Annotated in this window: 10 protein-coding genes; 3 read left to right on the top strand and 7 right to left on the bottom strand. The window is 66.3% G+C overall.

Annotated features, from left to right (window positions below):
- Positions 1-23: 23 nt before the first annotated feature.
- Positions 24-1,937: a threonine--tRNA ligase gene (gene thrS, locus DB354_RS20500; RefSeq protein WP_107837502.1), complete on the bottom strand. Its 1,914-nt coding sequence runs from the start codon at positions 1,935-1,937 to the stop codon at positions 24-26.
- A 256-nt stretch (positions 1,938-2,193) separates the two neighbouring features.
- Here thrS and DB354_RS20505 point away from each other — a divergent pair, with 256 nt between their 5' ends.
- Positions 2,194-2,961 carry an arginase family protein gene (locus DB354_RS20505; protein WP_158277639.1) on the top strand — a complete coding sequence of 256 codons (768 nt, stop codon included), beginning with the start codon at positions 2,194-2,196 and terminating at the stop codon, positions 2,959-2,961.
- Positions 2,962-3,000: 39 nt separating this feature from the next.
- On the opposite strand, the gene cysS is transcribed toward DB354_RS20505, so the two are convergent.
- Positions 3,001-4,380 carry a cysteine--tRNA ligase gene (gene cysS, locus DB354_RS20510; protein WP_107837503.1) on the bottom strand — a complete coding sequence of 460 codons (1,380 nt, stop codon included), beginning with the start codon at positions 4,378-4,380 and terminating at the stop codon, positions 3,001-3,003.
- Between the two features lie 135 nt (positions 4,381-4,515).
- Between cysS and DB354_RS20515 the strand changes: the two genes are divergently transcribed.
- Positions 4,516-6,591, top strand: a complete 2,076-nt coding sequence (locus DB354_RS20515) for a hypothetical protein (protein ID WP_146180349.1) — start codon at positions 4,516-4,518, stop codon at positions 6,589-6,591.
- A gap of 531 nt (positions 6,592-7,122) precedes the next feature.
- Complete coding sequence (locus DB354_RS20520) at positions 7,123-7,698, top strand: GNAT family N-acetyltransferase (RefSeq protein ID WP_107837505.1); 576 nt, start codon at positions 7,123-7,125, stop codon at positions 7,696-7,698.
- Between the two features lie 205 nt (positions 7,699-7,903).
- On the opposite strand, the gene DB354_RS20525 is transcribed toward DB354_RS20520, so the two are convergent.
- From DB354_RS20525 to DB354_RS20545, 5 genes are all read right to left on the bottom strand, one after another.
- On the bottom strand, positions 7,904-8,854 hold the full coding sequence (locus tag DB354_RS20525) for a ketose-bisphosphate aldolase (protein ID WP_107837506.1): 951 nt from the start codon (positions 8,852-8,854) through the stop codon (positions 7,904-7,906).
- Between the two features lie 187 nt (positions 8,855-9,041).
- Positions 9,042-10,070: a hypothetical protein gene (locus DB354_RS20530; RefSeq protein WP_107837507.1), complete on the bottom strand. Its 1,029-nt coding sequence runs from the start codon at positions 10,068-10,070 to the stop codon at positions 9,042-9,044.
- Between the two features lie 207 nt (positions 10,071-10,277).
- Positions 10,278-13,076 (bottom strand): DNA topoisomerase III, encoded by a 2,799-nt coding sequence (locus tag DB354_RS20535; protein ID WP_107837508.1) that lies wholly within the window; start codon positions 13,074-13,076, stop codon positions 10,278-10,280.
- A 178-nt stretch (positions 13,077-13,254) separates the two neighbouring features.
- Entirely contained in the window at positions 13,255-13,788 is a 534-nt protein-coding gene (locus DB354_RS20540; protein WP_107837509.1) for a BON domain-containing protein, read from the bottom strand.
- A 75-nt stretch (positions 13,789-13,863) separates the two neighbouring features.
- A complete protein-coding gene (locus DB354_RS20545; RefSeq protein ID WP_107837510.1) occupies positions 13,864-15,339 on the bottom strand; it encodes a cytochrome b N-terminal domain-containing protein in 1,476 nt (491 codons plus the stop codon).
- Positions 15,340-15,362 lie beyond the last annotated feature (23 nt).

Raw genomic sequence — 15,362 nt, forward strand, 5'->3', positions numbered from 1 at the left:
AGGTGGTAGCTGCGGACCGGTCTTTATGCCTTTTTCTTTTCGGGCAGGGAACGGGATTGGGCCTCGGCCTTGACCTTGGCCACGTAGGCGTCGGCGGTCATCACACCCTCGTCGCCGCGGGCGCGGGAGCGGACGGACACGCTGTTGGCCTCGGCCTCCTTCTGGCCGATGACGATCGTGTACGGGACCTTGTCGATCTCGGCGCGACGGATCTTGGCGCCCAGCTTGTCGCTGTGCTCGTCGAGCGTGGCGCGGAGCCCTTCGGCGCGGAGCCGGTTGAGGAGGCCGCGGGCGTAGTCCATCGTCTTGTCGCTGATCGGCACCAGGCGAATCTGCTCGGGGGCGAGCCAGACCGGGAAGTCGCCGGCGAAGTGCTCGATGAGCACGCCGCAGAAGCGCTCCATGGAGCCGAACGGCGCGCGGTGGATCATGACCGGGCGGTGCGGCTGGTTGTCGGCGCCGATGTAGGACAGGTCGAACCGGATGGGCAGGTTGTAGTCGACCTGCACGGTGCCGAGCTGCCATTCGCGGCCGATGACGTCCTTGACCACGAAGTCGATCTTCGGGCCGTAGAACGCGGCCTCGCCGGGCTCCTCAGTGAAGGGCACGCCGAGAGTCTTCGCCGCCTCGCGGCAGGCGTTTTCGGCTTTGTCCCAGTTCTCCTTGTTGCCGGTGTACTTCGTGGAATCCGGATCCCGCAGGCCGACGCGCACGCGGTAGTCCTGCATGCCGAGCGTGCTGAGCACGATCTTCACGAGGGAAAGGCAGCCGAGGACCTCCTGGGCGACCTGTTCCTCGGTGCAGAACAGATGGGCGTCGTCCTGGGTGAAGCCGCGGACGCGCGTCATGCCGTTGAGCTCGCCGCTCTGCTCCCACCGGTAGACGGTGCCGAATTCCGCGAGGCGGACCGGCAGGTCGCGGTACGAGTGCGGCTGCGAGGCGAAGATCTTGATGTGGTGCGGGCAGTTCATCGGCTTCAGGAGGAAGCCGTTGAGGAGTTGCTCGTCGGGCCGCACGCGATCGGGGGTGATCACCTCGCGGCCGGTGCGGTTGTTGACCTGTTCGCGGAGATTGTTCGAGACCGCGTCGAGCCGGGCGAACGCCTCGGCGCAGGAGCAGTTTTCACCCAGCGCCTTGGCCAGGGAGTCGTTCTCGAAGATCGGGGAGAACTGAGAGTCCTTGTAGTACGGGAAGTGGCCGGAGGTCTTGTAGAGCTCGAGCTTGCCGATGTGCGGCGTGAACACCTGCGAGTAGCCCTGCTTGCGCAGTTCCTCGCTGATGAACGTCTGCAGCTCCTGGCGGATGATGGCCCCGTTGGGCGTCCAGAGGATCAAGCCCTGGCCAACGTCCTCATCGATGTGGAAGAGCTTCAGCTCGCGGCCGAGTTTGCGGTGGTCGCGGAGCTTGGCCTGTTCCTGCTGGGTGAGGTAGTTGGCGAGTTCGTCCTTGGAGGCGAAGGCGGTGCCGTAGATGCGCTGGAGCTGCTTGTTCTTCTCGTCGCCGCGATGGTACGCGCCGGCAATGGAGAGCAGCTTGAAGGCCTTGATCTGCTTCGTGTACCGGACGTGCGTGCCGGCGCAGAGGTCGATGAAGTCGCCGTTCTGGTAGAACGAGATCTTCTCGCCCTCCGGAATGTCGGACAGGCGGCCCAGCTTGTAGCGCTCCTGGCCGATGCGCTTGATGATCTCCGTTGCTTCCTCGCGCGAAACCTCGGTCCGGCGGAACGGCTGGTTCTCATCGATCACCTTCTTCATCTCCGCCTCGAGCTTCGTGAGGTCCTCGGCGGTGAGTTTGTGATCGAGATCGATATCGTAATAGAACCCGGTGTCCGTCGGGGGGCCGATATCGAGCTTGGCATCGGGGAAGATGCGCAGAATCGCGGTCGCCAGCACGTGGGAGCACGAGTGGCGAATTTCTTCAAGCGGAGTCATAGCCATGATGTGTAGTGATTGTGGCCTGCCTACGATTGCAGGGCCGGAACCGTGTAGAGCGCCGGGAAAACGCGTGGGTGTCAACCCGGCGGCGCGCCGCGGCGCCGGCGCGCTGCGGTTCCAGGTTCAAGGTTGGAAGGTTACAGGTTCGGAAACCGCCGGAGGAAGGAACGAGGCGAGTCGGCGGTGTTGGGCGCGCCGTGGCGGGGTGCGGCGCTTTGACACCGGGGCTAGAATCGGCGGTCACGCAAAGGACACGCACATGAGCCTGATCGATCGCCGGGTGAGGTTTCTCCGTTTTGACGCGGTGTACGCGGAGCAGCCGGAGCTGCAGGCGCGGTACCAGCATCGCTCGGTCGATCTCCGGCGGTTGCGCGGGACGAGCCTGTACTGCTCGGTGGATGCGTTTGGTGTGATCCGTCGGGCGTTGGCGGAGGTGCCAGGTGGCATCACGCTGATCGGTTCTGGTGACCATCACTACGTGGCGCTGGCCTGCATATCGCGGTTGGAGAGGCCCTTCACGCTGGTGGTTTTCGACCGCCATACGGACAGTGCGGAAGGTGTGATCCCGGGACTGGTTTCCTGCGGCTCGTGGATCCTGCATGCGGTGCGCGCGCTCCCGAATCTACAGCAGGTGATCTTGCTTGGCGTGCCGGAGGAGGCGGGGGCGCGCCTGCCGGCGGCGCTTCGCGGACGCGTGACAGCGTTTCCGGCCAAGGCGATGCCGACGGCGGATCAACTGCTGGCGTTGGTGCCAACGGGTGACGTCTATCTCAGCATCGACAAGGACGCGTTTGACCGAACGGTCGCGGTGACGAACTGGGACCAGGGCAGCCTGACGCTGGACGGGGTACGGCCGCTGCTGCGAGCACTGGTGCGGGAGCGCGTGATTCGCGGCGTGGATATTTGCGGCGAATTGGCGGCCAGCCCGGTCGAGCTGCTGAGGGCGGACGTGCACGAAGCCATCCGCCGCAACGAGCGGACGAACGAGGCGCTGCTCGACCTGCTGCTCGATACGGCGCGGAACTAGCGGGCGGAGGCAGGGCCCTGGGCACGCCCGCGGCGCGGGTCAGCCCTTGGCCTTTTCGAGCGAGTAGCCGTCCTTGCGATCGAGCATCGTCCAACCGGTGGCGGCGATCTCCTTGCGGAGCGCGTCGGCGGTGGCGAAGTCCTTGGCCTGTTTGGCGGCCCAGCGGCGTTCGGCGATGGCTTTTACCTCGGCGGGCGCCTCGGTCTTGGGCGTGGTGGGCGCGGCGAGGTTGAGCCCGAGCGCGAAGAGCGCGCGATCGAAGGAGGCGGCGTCGACGCCGGCCGGGCCGCGGTTGACGACGGTGAAGAGGGCGCCGAGCGCGGCCGGCGTGTTCAGGTCGTCCTCCATGGCGGCGAAGAACGGCGCGAAGGTTGCGGGATCGCCGCCGCTCGCCGGCAGCGTGGCGCGGTAGGCGCGGAGGGTGGCAAGGGCCTTCTCGGCGGCGTGGAGCGAATCGAGCGTGAAGTTGAGCTGCTTGCGCGGATGGCCGGCGAGCAGGGCGTAGCGCAGCGCCATCGGCGACACGCCCTTCGCGACGAGGTCGTCGAGGGTGTAGAGGTTGCCGAGGGACTTGCTCATCTTCTTCCCGTCCACGAGCAGGTGCTCGCTGTGATACCAGTGCCGGGAGAACGTCACGCCGTTGCAGCACTCGCTCTGGGCGATCTCGTTCTCGTGGTGTGGGAACAGCAGGTCGACACCGCCCGTGTGCAGGTCGATGGTCTCGCCGAGGTGCTTCTTGCTCATCGCGCTGCACTCGATGTGCCAGCCGGGGCGACCGGCGGCGGCGCCGGCGGGACCGTCCCACTTCACGTCGCCGTCGTCCGGCTTCCAGGCCTTCCAAAGGGCGAAGTCGCTGCCGTCCTCCTTTTCATCGGCGTCCGCCGCCTGGGACTTGCCAGCGAGGGCGCTGCCGAGCTGGAGCTCGCGCTCCTTGACGCGGGACAGCCGGCCGTAGCCGGGGAAGGAGGAGACCTTGAAATAGACGGAGCCATCGGCGGCGCGGTAGGCGTTCCCCTTCTGCAGGAGGACGTCGATCATGTTGACCTGTTCGGCGATGTGGCCGGTGGCGGTGGGCTCGACGTGTGGGGGCAGGCAGTTGAGCGCGGCGCAGTCGGCGTGGAACTTGGCGGTGAGCCGCTGGGTGATCTCGGCGAGCGGGCGTTTTTCGTCGCGGGCCCGCTTGATGGTCTTGTCGTCGACGTCGGTGAGGTTGCGGACGTGCTTCACCTTGTCGGCGCCAAACTCGAGTTCGAGGAGCCGGCGGATCACGTCGTTCACAACGAAGGTGCGAAAATTGCCGATGTGGGCCGGAGCGTAGACCGTGGGGCCGCAGTTGTAGAAACGGAAGACGCCGTCGGCGTGCGACGGCTGGAGCGGGCGGACCTCGCGGGACTGGGATTCGAAGAGTCGGATGGGCATGACGCGGCGGTGAAGGGACGCAGCTAACAGGTTTTCCGGTGGAGCGAAACCTGGTTTTTGGAGGTTTTTGCCGGGCAGGTGCATGAGCGTTAACGAGGGGGCGCTTTGTGCCGATGAGGACGAGGTCGGGCCCAAATGGAATTTCCTCCAGATCGATTGCCTCCGTCGCCGGGTAGTCCCGGTCCGGCGGCGACTGGACGGCGCGTCGCGCCGACAGTCGCGCGTCGGACGGTGTTTGGCTTTGGCATGCGGGAGGTGGGCATTGCGACGGTGGCGGTGGCGGTGCTGGCGGCGACGGGACTTTGGCTGCGGCAGCGCGCGCGCAGTCAGGATGCGGCGCGGGCGGAAGTGCGCATGCAACTGGCGATGCGCGAGGACGCGGCGGAGGTCTACCGCGACCAGTTTGCGGCGGTGCGGGCGAAGGCGGCGCGCTTGCGGGCCGACGCCGACGGCCAGACGGTGGAGCCGGGACGGACCTGGGCGCGGGAGCGGGCGAAGCGGTTCGAGGCGCTGCTCGCGAAGGTGGACCGGGAGGCGGAGGCGAGGAGCTTTGCGCAGGTGCGCCGGACGGTCGCGCAGTTGACGGCGAAGGGGAAGGTGGACGAGGCGAGGGTGGCGCTGGCGTCGGCGTCGGCGCCGGAGTTTCCGACGCCGGCGGAGTTCGAGCGGCTGCGGCGGGAAGTCTATGAAGAGCCGCTGACGGAGTTCAGCCGGCAGAATCCGGCGCTTTACCGTGAGTTCCGGGAGCATGAAGCGGAGATCGCGCAGCGGGATGAACAGGCGCTGCGGGCGGAAATCGCGGGGCTGGGGTCGAGCAACGTGACGCCACAACTGATGCTGAAGGTCGACTTGCTGGCGGCGGTGGCGGCGCCCGACGACCCCGTGGTGACGGAGTGGTCGGCGCTGGCGTCGGCCTTGGACTATTTTGAGGAGCCGGATGGCGAGACACTTGCGCGGTGGCGGCGGGCGCAGCAGGCGCAGCGGCGAAATGACTGGGGCACGGCCACCGCGGAGATGCAGGCAATTCTGAAAGCGAAGGTGCGGACGCGGCAGCCGTTTCGGGCGACGCTGGGGCGCACGTTGCTGCGGCAGCGGCCGGACCAACCGGACGAAGCGTATCCCTACCTCGCCGAGGCGGCGGCGGCGGGCGACAAGGCGGCGCGGGCCTGGGTGGCAAAGGAGGACTACAGCAAAGGTCGCGCGGCGCAGGCGGAGCGATGGCTCGAGGCGGCGGTGGCGGACGGCGAGTTCGACGGCGTGCCGATGCTGCTCGACCTCTATGACAAGCACGGCGCCGCGAAGGACCCGTCGCACAAGATCGGGGTGTTGGAGCGCGTGACCGACCGGCCGGAGGCGCCGGCGGAGGCGTTCCTTTTCCTGGGCCGACTCTACGAGCGGGTCGATCCGCCGGGCGCACGGCCCAGCCGGGCGTTTGCGCAGTACCAGCGGGCGGCGGCCAAAGGCTCGGGCGCGGGCGAGGCCGAAGTGGCGAGGTGCGCCTTGCGTGGGAAAGGCACGGCGCAGAACTCCGACCTCGCGCGGGATGCGGCGTGTCGGGCATATGGGCGCGGCGAACGAGCCGTGTCGGTGCCAGTGTTGAAGGAACTCATGGAAGACATGCCGGAACGTGCGGCCGGGGCGGTGCAGGCGATGTTTGACCAGGAGAGCGTCTCGGGCGGCGGTGGCTACATGGAGTCGAGGACGGTCGAGGGACCGGGAGTAATCGAGTTGAAGGCGCTGCTGGCGCGCTACTTGGACCGCATTGGCCAGTTTGGACAGGCGGCGAAATTCTATCAGGCCTCACGCGATCCGGCCGCGGCGAAGCGTCACGCGGAGCTGACGGCCTCACACCCGTGCGAAACCTGCGGCGGCAAAGGCAAGGTACTGGAATCGGCCCCGTGTCCGACGTGTGGTGGCAAAGGAAAACAGATCTGCAGCGTGTGTGGGGGAATCGGCTTCAGCTATGTGCCTGGCACGCCGCCATGTTCGGCGTGTGGCGGCTCGGGGACGATGGTGCAGGACCGGAAGACGGTGTCGTGCAGCACCTGTGGCGGGTCGGGCAAAGGGAAGGGCAGCGTGGTAAAGCAGGATTGCCCAACGTGCGATCACGGCCAAGTGCGCTGCGTAGCCTGTGAGGATGGCTCGATCAAGGTGCCGAAGGAGTGTCCCGAGTGTCACGGGAAAGGGGCTTGGAAGCTGTCGGACCGCTAGCAGCCTTTCGGACTTCGTCCGCAGGCTGCTTAACAAAATGGCTGCGCCATTTTGGTTGCGGGGGGCCGCGCGGGACGGCGATCTGCGGGCGAAAGCGATGCCGGCGCGAGCGTTACGGGCGATCAAGCGGGCCGCGGCGTGATCCAGCCCGCAGCGCGATTGTACTCTCAGAGCCCAAATTTCGGGCCGAAACGCCTGTGCGAGCGGAAGTCGTCAAGCGAGTTTTATAAAACACTAATATAAAGGTAATTGCGGAATTCTCGTTCGGCGCTTCCCGAGGAGCGTCAAGACTCATGAGGTCGGGCCCCCTCAACTTAAAAGCCAAACTTTTAGCACCTTTCGGGAGGAACCTCGGCCGGGTGGCTTGTAAGCAGTTCATTAATAATATATTGTATATCCATGTCTCAGAAATGACCCACCATCCCCGAGACTTTCTGACTCAGCCCAACTTATAAGTCTTCTCTTTTACCCTCGGCCGCGCGGGTCGACGCACTCGGACGCCGGAGCGCCTAACGCTAACGTAGAGGGCAAATGAACTTCCAGCCACTCGATGCTGAGCGCCTGCGTACCACGCAGCAGGTCGCCGCTGAGTTGTTTCCTTGGGAGCGCGAACACCAAGTCGCGCTGGCCGCCGCGCTCTCCCCGACGGAGCACGCCGGCTTCTTCGGCTCCCATCGTTTGGCTTCCGTTCGCTGCTGGACCGCGCACATCGGCCACGGGCCTGTTTGCGGTCTCGCGACTCTCTACGGCTATCAGGCTCAGCCCGACGAGCTCTGGCTCGCGTGGTTCGGACTCTTGCCTGATTCCCGGGGCTTCGGACGCGGCGCCAAGATGCTGGACTGGATCATCTCCACAATGCGCGCCGAGGGCCGTCACACGCTCCGGCTTTGGACGACCGACGAGCAGGAGTACGCCAAAGCCACCCAGCTCTACCTCCGCCGTGGATTCACTCCCGAGGAATACCCGGCCCACCCGGATGAAGACTGGAAGACGCTGGTCTTTTCGCTCGGTCTGGACGGACACAGCCCAATCCCGTGGTCGGCCGTTCTCGATCGGGGCGAACTCTGTGGCCGCGAGCTTCCGACTGCGGCCGCTGCCGCCGCGTAACCTGCGCGGCCACCCGCGTCAGGGTAGGGAGGGCGACTTATAGGGAGGGCCAGCGCAACGGCGCCGAACTGACGCCTTGGGGCATTGGCCGGGCGTCTGCCGCGCGCCCGCCCGACAGGACGCGGTTTGATTCCCGAATTCGGGCGCAAAAAAAACGGCCGCCCCGAGAGGCGGCCGTGAAAGGGATCGGACGCGGAGCTTCCGATTACTTGCCGAGGTTCTTGCGGAGGTCTTCGAGCTGGCCCTCGCTGCCGAGGAGGTGATTCCGGCTCGCGATGAACTTCGCGTATTCCTCGATGAAGATCTTGCCCGGCGGGCGGAAATCGAACTCCTGCGGCTTGTCGCGGAAGAACTCGCGGTGAACGCGGGTCCAGACCAGGCGGCCGTCGGTATCGATGTTGATCTTGGTGACGCCCAGCTTGGCGGCCGGGAGGTACTCGTTGACGTCGACGCCGACCGCGCTGCCGAGCTTGCCACCGGCGGCGTTGATGCGGGCGACCTCATCCTGCGGCACCGAGGACGAGCCGTGCATGACGAGCGGGTAGCCCGGCATGATGTGCTGGATCTTCTTCAGCACGTCGAAGTGGAGGGACTGCTTGCCCTTGAACTTGTAGGCGCCGTGGCTGGTGCCGATCGCGCAGGCGAGGGAGTCGCAACCCGTGCGGGTGACGAAATCCTTGGCCTCGTCCGGATTGGTGAGAGTGGCATGGCCGTCCTCGACCTTGATGTCTTCCTCGACGCCGCCGAGCTGGCCGAGTTCGGCTTCGACCGAAATGCCCTTCTTGTGGGCTGCTTCGACGACGCGCTTCGAGATCTCGATGTTCTTCTCGTAGGTCTCGTGCGAGGCATCGATCATCACCGAGCTGTAGAAGCCCGAGTTGATGCAGTCGTAGCAGGTTTCCTCGTCACCGTGATCCAGGTGAACGGCGAAGATCGCCTCGGGGAAAATGTCATTCGCGGCGCGAATGATGGCCTCGAGCATCTTCTTGTCGGTGTACTTCCGCGCGCCCTTGGAAATCTGGATGATGAACGGGGCCTTGGACTGGATGCAGCCCTTGAACAGGCCCATGGCCTGCTCCGCGTTATTGATGTTGTATGCGCCCACAGCGTACTTGCCGTAAGCGTGTTTGAACAGCTGCGCAGTGGTTACGATCATAGGCGTAGAATGACAGGGTCGAACCTTTCGCCCGGGCCAACCTATCCGCAAGGCATTTCTCTATGCATTATTAGCGAAGCCCTACGCGCACCTTGTGCCGCAGAAGCTGCGCTCAACCAACGGGTCCGCGAGGCCGGGCGGGCCGGCTGCGCGATGGGCGTTGCGGGCTGCGAATCCGGGCGACGAATCAACCCCCACCGCCGCGTCCACCGCGAGTGGAGCCGGCGGCGCCGCGGATGAGTTGCTGGAGCTGACGCGCGTTCTGTTGCTGCTGCTGGAGCTGCTGGAGGGCGGCGAGCTGCGAAGCCGAGAGAACGGTTTGGGCCTGGGCGAGGGCGGCGGAGCTGATGGCCGCCGAGCTGGGGCCGACGACCCCGCCTGCGCCACCGCCGCCGAAGAGCATACCGCCGCCGGGGCCGCCGAAATCACCGCGAGGCGGGGGCGGTGCGTCCGCGGCTGCATCCGCGGTAGTCGACGCCGACGCGGCTAGAATATCGACGAGTTGTTCGACCTGGCTGCTGGTGAGCGGGCTGTCGCTGGAAATGAGCTGCTGTTGCAGGGCGTTGACGACGTTTCGCTGTGGGAGCGTCTGCTCGTAGTTGACGAGTTGGGAGTAGCCGGTGTCGCCGAGGAGGGACTTGATGCTGGCGTCGACGGTGCTCTGGGCGTCGGCGACGAGTTTGCGGATGCTGTCGCGATCGTTGCGAAGATCGAGTCCTTGCTCGCGCGCGGCGGTGAGGACGTCCTGCATCGTGCTCTGGCGATCGAGCAGGAGCGCACTCAGTTTGCTGCTCTGGTCCGGCGTCAGGCCCAGCTTCCTGAAGAGTGCGGCGTAGCGCGAATCCAGCATCGACTTCTGGGTCGCGGAGAGGAGGGCCTGGGCCTCCGGCTTCGCCATCAGCTCGCGGAGCGCTGCGAACTGGGGGCCGCGGCCGCGGAACGCGCGCGGGCCGGCGTTTTCGGCGTCGGGGGCGCTGGCGAGTTCGCCTTCACCTTCGGCGGCGCGCGGGGAGGTGCGGGCCGCGGCGAGTTTGGTGCGCAGGTCGCGGTTCTCGTCTTCGAGCCGGCGGATGCGTTTGAGAAGATCGGCGCGCTCGGTCTCACCCAAGGCGGCGAGCCGAAGCTCCTGGATCTGCTGGCGCTGATGCCAGACGAGCACCGAAGCCCCGACGACGGTCAGGACGAGGAGGGCGGTGACGAAGGTTTTGTAGTTCACGGTTGCCTGCGCTAGACGCGACTGTCGCCGACAAGTAACAGCGGATCCGGCGCCGCCGATGCCGGCAGGCGACCAAGCGCCGGGACCTGCGGGCGAGGGAGGGGGGCTCCCGGTGGACCGGGGTGATTCTGATACGAGCGCTCTCGCGCGGCCGCCCCGAGGCGAACCGCAGCGACGAGCGGGAGCAGGCCGGGCGGAGACCGCCGCTTACCGCGGGGGAAACTCGAACTCGGCTTTGGCGCCGGTGGGCGAGAGCACGAGGAAGGCGCCGAATGGCTGGCCGCGCTTCGACATGAAGCCCTCGATCAGGCCGGAGCGGCCCTCCTCGAACATCGGCTTGAGTTCGTCGAGCGAGAGCTTCCGGCCGCAGAGCTCCTTCTTGAGCGTCATGACCACGCGGTTGTCCTGGTCGGGTCGGCGCACGTAGAAGGCCTCAGGCGTTTCCAGAATCTCGGCGTCCTTGTGCATCTTGCTTCGACCGACGACCGTGGCCTGCGAGAGATCGGGGGGAGTCTTGGCTTTGCGGGCGATGGGCTTGCCGTCCTTGCCCAGCTTCGGGGCGCGGGGCGGAAACTCCCAGGCGATGCGGGCGTTCTCGCGTTTGAGAAAGGCATCGAACGGGCGGCCCTTCTTGGAGATGAAGCCCTTGATGAGCTCGGTCTTGCCGGTGGTGACGAGCTGGATGGCAGCTTCGCGCGGGATCGGCTTCTGGCACATCAGGCGGCCGACGCGGAAACTCTGTTTCCAGGCGTCGCCCTCGCGTTCGCGCAGAATGTAGCTGGAACCGTTCTCGCAGAGCTCGGCGCCGCTCGCGGGATCCGTCCAGAAGGGCTCGAGGGTCCCGATGTCCTGTTTGTCGCCGAAATCGTACTCGGCTTTGTACTTCCCGGCCTCCTCGTCCTTGGTGAGCTTAAGCGTGGCGGCGAAGCGGGCGCGGGTCTTGGCGGAGATGAAGCCGTCGAGCGGACCGACGACGCCCTTCTCGACGAGTTCCTTGACCTCGTGCGGCTCCATTTTGCGGCCGCCGATGACCTTGTACACGGTGAGGACGCCGTCCTGGGACTTGTAGCCGCGGAGCATCTCGCGCATCGGCTTCTGGTCGGTCGGCGAAATGATGTCGGTCTCGGGCGCGGCGGACTCATCCTCCTCGAAGCCCTTGACGCGCTCGACGATGCCCTTGGTGGTGGCGGCGATCTCCGCCATGAACTGCTCGCGCGTGAACTTGCCGTGCTCGATCTGGCGCAGCTTGTACTCCCACTCGCCGGTGAGGTCGGGCTTGGTGAGTTCCTCGGCCTTCACGGCGCCGATGAACTGGAGGAGCTGCTCAGCCTTGGCGCTCGGCACCAGCTCGCGCTGGTTGCGATCCATGTACTTCTGATTGATCAGGCCGTCGATCGTGTCGGCGCGGGTCGCCGGGGTGCCGAGACCGCGTTCCTTCATGGCTTCGGCGAGTTCCTCGTCGTCGACGAGTTTGCCCGCACCTTCCATGGCGGAGAGGAGCGTGGCTTCCGTGTAGCGGGGTGGCGGCTTGGTCTGCTCGGCGTGTTGCGTCGCCTCGATGGTCTTGGCGCGCACGGGCGAGCCGTCCTCGCTGGAAAGCGCCGGCAGCGCCTTCGAATCGGTGGAGCCCTCCTCGACGGTGGTCTTGCCGTACACGGCGAGCCAGCCGGGGGAGGTGAGCACCTTGCCCTCGGTGCGGAACTCGTGGCCGCCGACCGTGCTGGTGCGCGTGGTGATGTCGAACTCGGCCGCCGGAAAGAACACGGCGACGAAGCGGCGGGCGATCATGTCGAATACCTTGGCCTCCATGTCCTCGAGGTGCTTGGCCTCGTGGGTCGTGGGGATGATCGCGAAGTGGTCCGAAATTTGGGCGTTGTTGAAGATGCGGCGGTTGGGCACGACCCAGCCGGAGTCCAGTACCTGTTGCGCGAAGGGTTCCAGGTGGCCGCCGTGGAGGTTGCGCAGTGTCTCGCGCACCGTGGGAATATAGTCCTCGGGCAGCGCGCGGGAATCGGTACGCGGATACGTGATCATCTTGTGCCGCTCGTACAGTGCTTGCGCGATCTGGAGCGTGCGGCGGGCGGGCAGGCCGTAGCGGTTGTTAGCCTCGCGCTGGAGCGTCGTTAGGTCGTAGAGGCGCGGAGACGCCTGCGTGCTGGCCTTCTTCTCCTCGGTGACCTGCGCGAGCGGCTGCCCCTGGCAGGCGGCGAGCACGGCGTCGGCCATGGCTTTATCCCAAATGCGGTCGACGCGGTCCTGGTCGTCATTCTCGGCGCGCTTGAAGTTGGGACGCTGATACACGCCCTCGTAGCTGCCCTTGGCGACCGCGAAGGTGGCGGTGACGCGCCAGTAATCGCGCGGCTTGAAGTTCCGGATCTCCTGCTCGCGGGCGTACACGATCGCGAGGGTGGGGGTCTGCACGCGGCCAACCGAGGCCACGTTGCCGGCACGCGAGCCGAACATGCGCTTGGTGAGGGCGCGCGTGCCGTTGATGCCGATGAGCCAGTCGCTTTCGCTGCGGCAGCGCGCCGCCGCCTCGAGCCCGCGCATCTTCTCGCCCTCGCGCAGGTGCTGGAAGGCTTCGCGGATGCCCTCAGCGGTCATCGTCTGCATCCAGGCACGTTTCACCGGCAACTTGCACTTGGTAAGCTGATACAGGTAGGCGAAGATTAGCTCGCCCTCCCGCCCGGCGTCGCAGGCGTTGATGACCTGGTCGATGTCCTTGCGGGCAATGAGCTTCTTCAGGGCGGTGAAGCGGTCCTTGGAATCCTCGACGGGCTTGAGGCCAAACTTCTCGGGAATGATCGGCAGCGTCTCCAACCGCCAGAAACCGTACTTCTTCTTGTCAATGTCCTCGGGCATCTCGAGTTCCACGACATGACCGAGCGCGTACGAGATGACGTAATCGTCGTTCTCGTAGTGATCAGCCTTCTTGGGAATCTTCCCGAGTGCGCGCGCGAGATCGGCCGCCACGGACGGCTTCTCGGCGATGACAAGTGACTTCATGGGTTGCGAGCGGTTACGCAGCGCACCAACGAAGTGCAAGAAATTGTTTTGGCGAGCGGCGCTGAATGCTCATGCCGGCCCGCTTCGGGCGCGCGAGACGGCTCCGACCGTTTCGGGGGGCGCCCCACGCCGCGCTTGGGGGCTGCGGTTTCGGCCTTCAGGCGGCTTCCGAAGCCGTTCAGCGGCCGGCGCCTGCGACCACGATCTTCGACGTCACATGGTGCACGCCATCGGTGTCGAGCGCGTGCGCCACCGCCTTGCCGACGAGATTCTCCGCGGCGACCTGGCCGCCGAGCGTGACGCGGCCGTCGGTGCTCTCGACGGTGAGCGCGGTGGCCGAGAGGTCGCGGTCGAGGACGTACTTGGACTTGATGACCGCCACGATGCGCAAGTCGGAGACCTTGTCGCGCGCGCGGGCGGCGTTTTCGCGGGCGACCTGGCCGCTCTTGGACAGCTCCTGGCGAATCTCCTCGGGCGTGAGGTGCCATTCGCGCATTTTCTCGCTGAGCGCATCGGAGAAGTCGGAGGCCGCCGCGCGCGATTTCTGGAGCGCGCGGTCGGCGGCATTGCGCGCGCCGGAGCCGGTGACACTGCTGTTGCCGGTGCCGGCGCGGACGGTGGCGTTACCTGCCGCGACCGGTTGGTCGAGATAGACGTGCATGCCGACCGCGCCGATCAGGACGCCGAAGATCAAACCGAGGATGAAGCGCATGGTGGAAGAAGGGGCCGGACCGCAGGATGCGGGGGCCGGCGCTTCAGATACAACATCGGCGTGGCTGGTTCCACGTCACGGCTGGTTTGCCTCGGGCACGCGCGGGGGATTGCGCACGTCGCTCGGGACGTGGGCCTCGTAGGGCGGGCCCTTGAGGCGGTGGCGCGTCTCGAGGAAGGCGACGATGGCGTCCAGCTCACCGGGCGTGAGCGTGTTGCCATAGGCGGGCATGTTGGTGCCGCCGTTGACGATGCGGATGATGAGGTCAGCCTGCGAGAGGCGCTCGGCAACCACGGTGAGATCGGGGCCGCGGCGGCCGCCGTGCCCGGCCACGAGGTGGCAGTTGAGGCAGGCGCGCTGGTGAAACAGGCGGGCCCCCTCCGCGACGAGCCCGCGGTCGGTGCCGACGACCGCCAAGGGCAGCGGCTTCGCCTCGAAGTTGGGAGACCACGGAGCCTTGGCTCCCTGAATCCAGAGCGAGCCGATCATGAGGACGGCAACGAGCACGACGCCGATCGCCCAGGGACGGCGCGACCAGTGCCGCTCGCCGCGGTTGCCGAGGATTGGCGCCAGCAGGAGAAGGATGCCGATGAGCACGGGCGCGGCGATCATGACGACGCCCTCGATGCGTTCGGGAATCAGCGCGAGCACCGCGAAATACCAGAGCAGGTACCAGTCTGGCCGCGGGTCGGCCTGCAGGATGCTGGGATCGGGCGGCATCTCGATCGGCGGTGGGCCGAACACGAGCGCGAGCACCGCAATCACCACGATCATCGCGGTGCCGAAGACGAAGTCGCGCCACGCGCCGTCGGGCCAGAACGGCACGCCGGTGCGCTCGAGCTGCGCGTGGTACTCCTGCTTGTAGGTCTGCGGATCGACGGGCTTGCCGGGCACGGGCGGTTCGGAAATGCCGTGACGCAGGACGAGCCAGAGATGGAGGCCGATGAACGCGAACATGAGGGCCGGGATCACGAACACGTGGATCGCGAAGAACCGGCTGAGCGTCGCACCGCCGATCGTGGTGCCGCCCAGGATGAACGTGGCGAGCCATTCACCGACGAAAGGCACCCGGCCGGCCTGCTCGGCGGCCACCACGACCGACCAGGCGGCGGTCTGGTCCCAACGGAGCAGTTGTCCGGTGAACCCCATGACCAAAGTGAACCCGAGCAGGAGCACGCCGGTGCCCCAGCTCATTTCCCGCGGGTACTTGTAAGCGCCGAAAAGGAAGGTCTGCGCCATGTGGGCACCGACCATCAGCACCATGGCGGACGCGCCGAAGTAGTGCATGCCGCGGAGGAAGCTGCCGAACGGCGCCTCGTCGCTGATGAAGCGTAGCGTGTCGAACGCCTGCGAGGAGGACGGCACGTAGGAGAACGCGAGCGCGACCCCGGTGACGATCTGGACGATGAAGGCGGCGAGCGTGGCGCTGCCGAACACGTACCACCACTTGGCGTCGCGGGGCACGAGGTGCTTCAGCGACGGCCCGAGCAGGTCGGACAAGCCGAGCCGGTCGTCGACCCAGTTCCAGGTGCGGTTGAAGAAGCCTCTCATGGACGAAGGGGGAAGCGGGCGGG

The sequence above is a fragment of the Opitutus sp. ER46 genome (assembly GCF_003054705.1).
GTDB lineage: Bacteria > Verrucomicrobiota > Verrucomicrobiia > Opitutales > Opitutaceae > ER46.

What these genes read in the sequence shown, in the direction of transcription:
- thrS (WP_107837502.1), bottom strand. Translation starts at nt 1,937, where the DNA reads ATGGCTATGACTCCGCTTGAAGAAATTCGCCACTCGTGCTCCCACGTG.
- DB354_RS20505 (WP_158277639.1), top strand. Translation starts at nt 2,194, where the DNA reads ATGAGCCTGATCGATCGCCGGGTGAGGTTTCTCCGTTTTGACGCGGTG.
- cysS (WP_107837503.1), bottom strand. Translation starts at nt 4,380, where the DNA reads ATGCCCATCCGACTCTTCGAATCCCAGTCCCGCGAGGTCCGCCCGCTC.
- DB354_RS20515 (WP_146180349.1), top strand. Translation starts at nt 4,516, where the DNA reads ATGGAATTTCCTCCAGATCGATTGCCTCCGTCGCCGGGTAGTCCCGGT.
- DB354_RS20520 (WP_107837505.1), top strand. Translation starts at nt 7,123, where the DNA reads ATGAACTTCCAGCCACTCGATGCTGAGCGCCTGCGTACCACGCAGCAG.
- DB354_RS20525 (WP_107837506.1), bottom strand. Translation starts at nt 8,854, where the DNA reads ATGATCGTAACCACTGCGCAGCTGTTCAAACACGCTTACGGCAAGTAC.
- DB354_RS20535 (WP_107837508.1), bottom strand. Translation starts at nt 13,076, where the DNA reads ATGAAGTCACTTGTCATCGCCGAGAAGCCGTCCGTGGCGGCCGATCTC.
- DB354_RS20540 (WP_107837509.1), bottom strand. Translation starts at nt 13,788, where the DNA reads ATGCGCTTCATCCTCGGTTTGATCTTCGGCGTCCTGATCGGCGCGGTC.
- DB354_RS20545 (WP_107837510.1), bottom strand. Translation starts at nt 15,339, where the DNA reads ATGAGAGGCTTCTTCAACCGCACCTGGAACTGGGTCGACGACCGGCTC.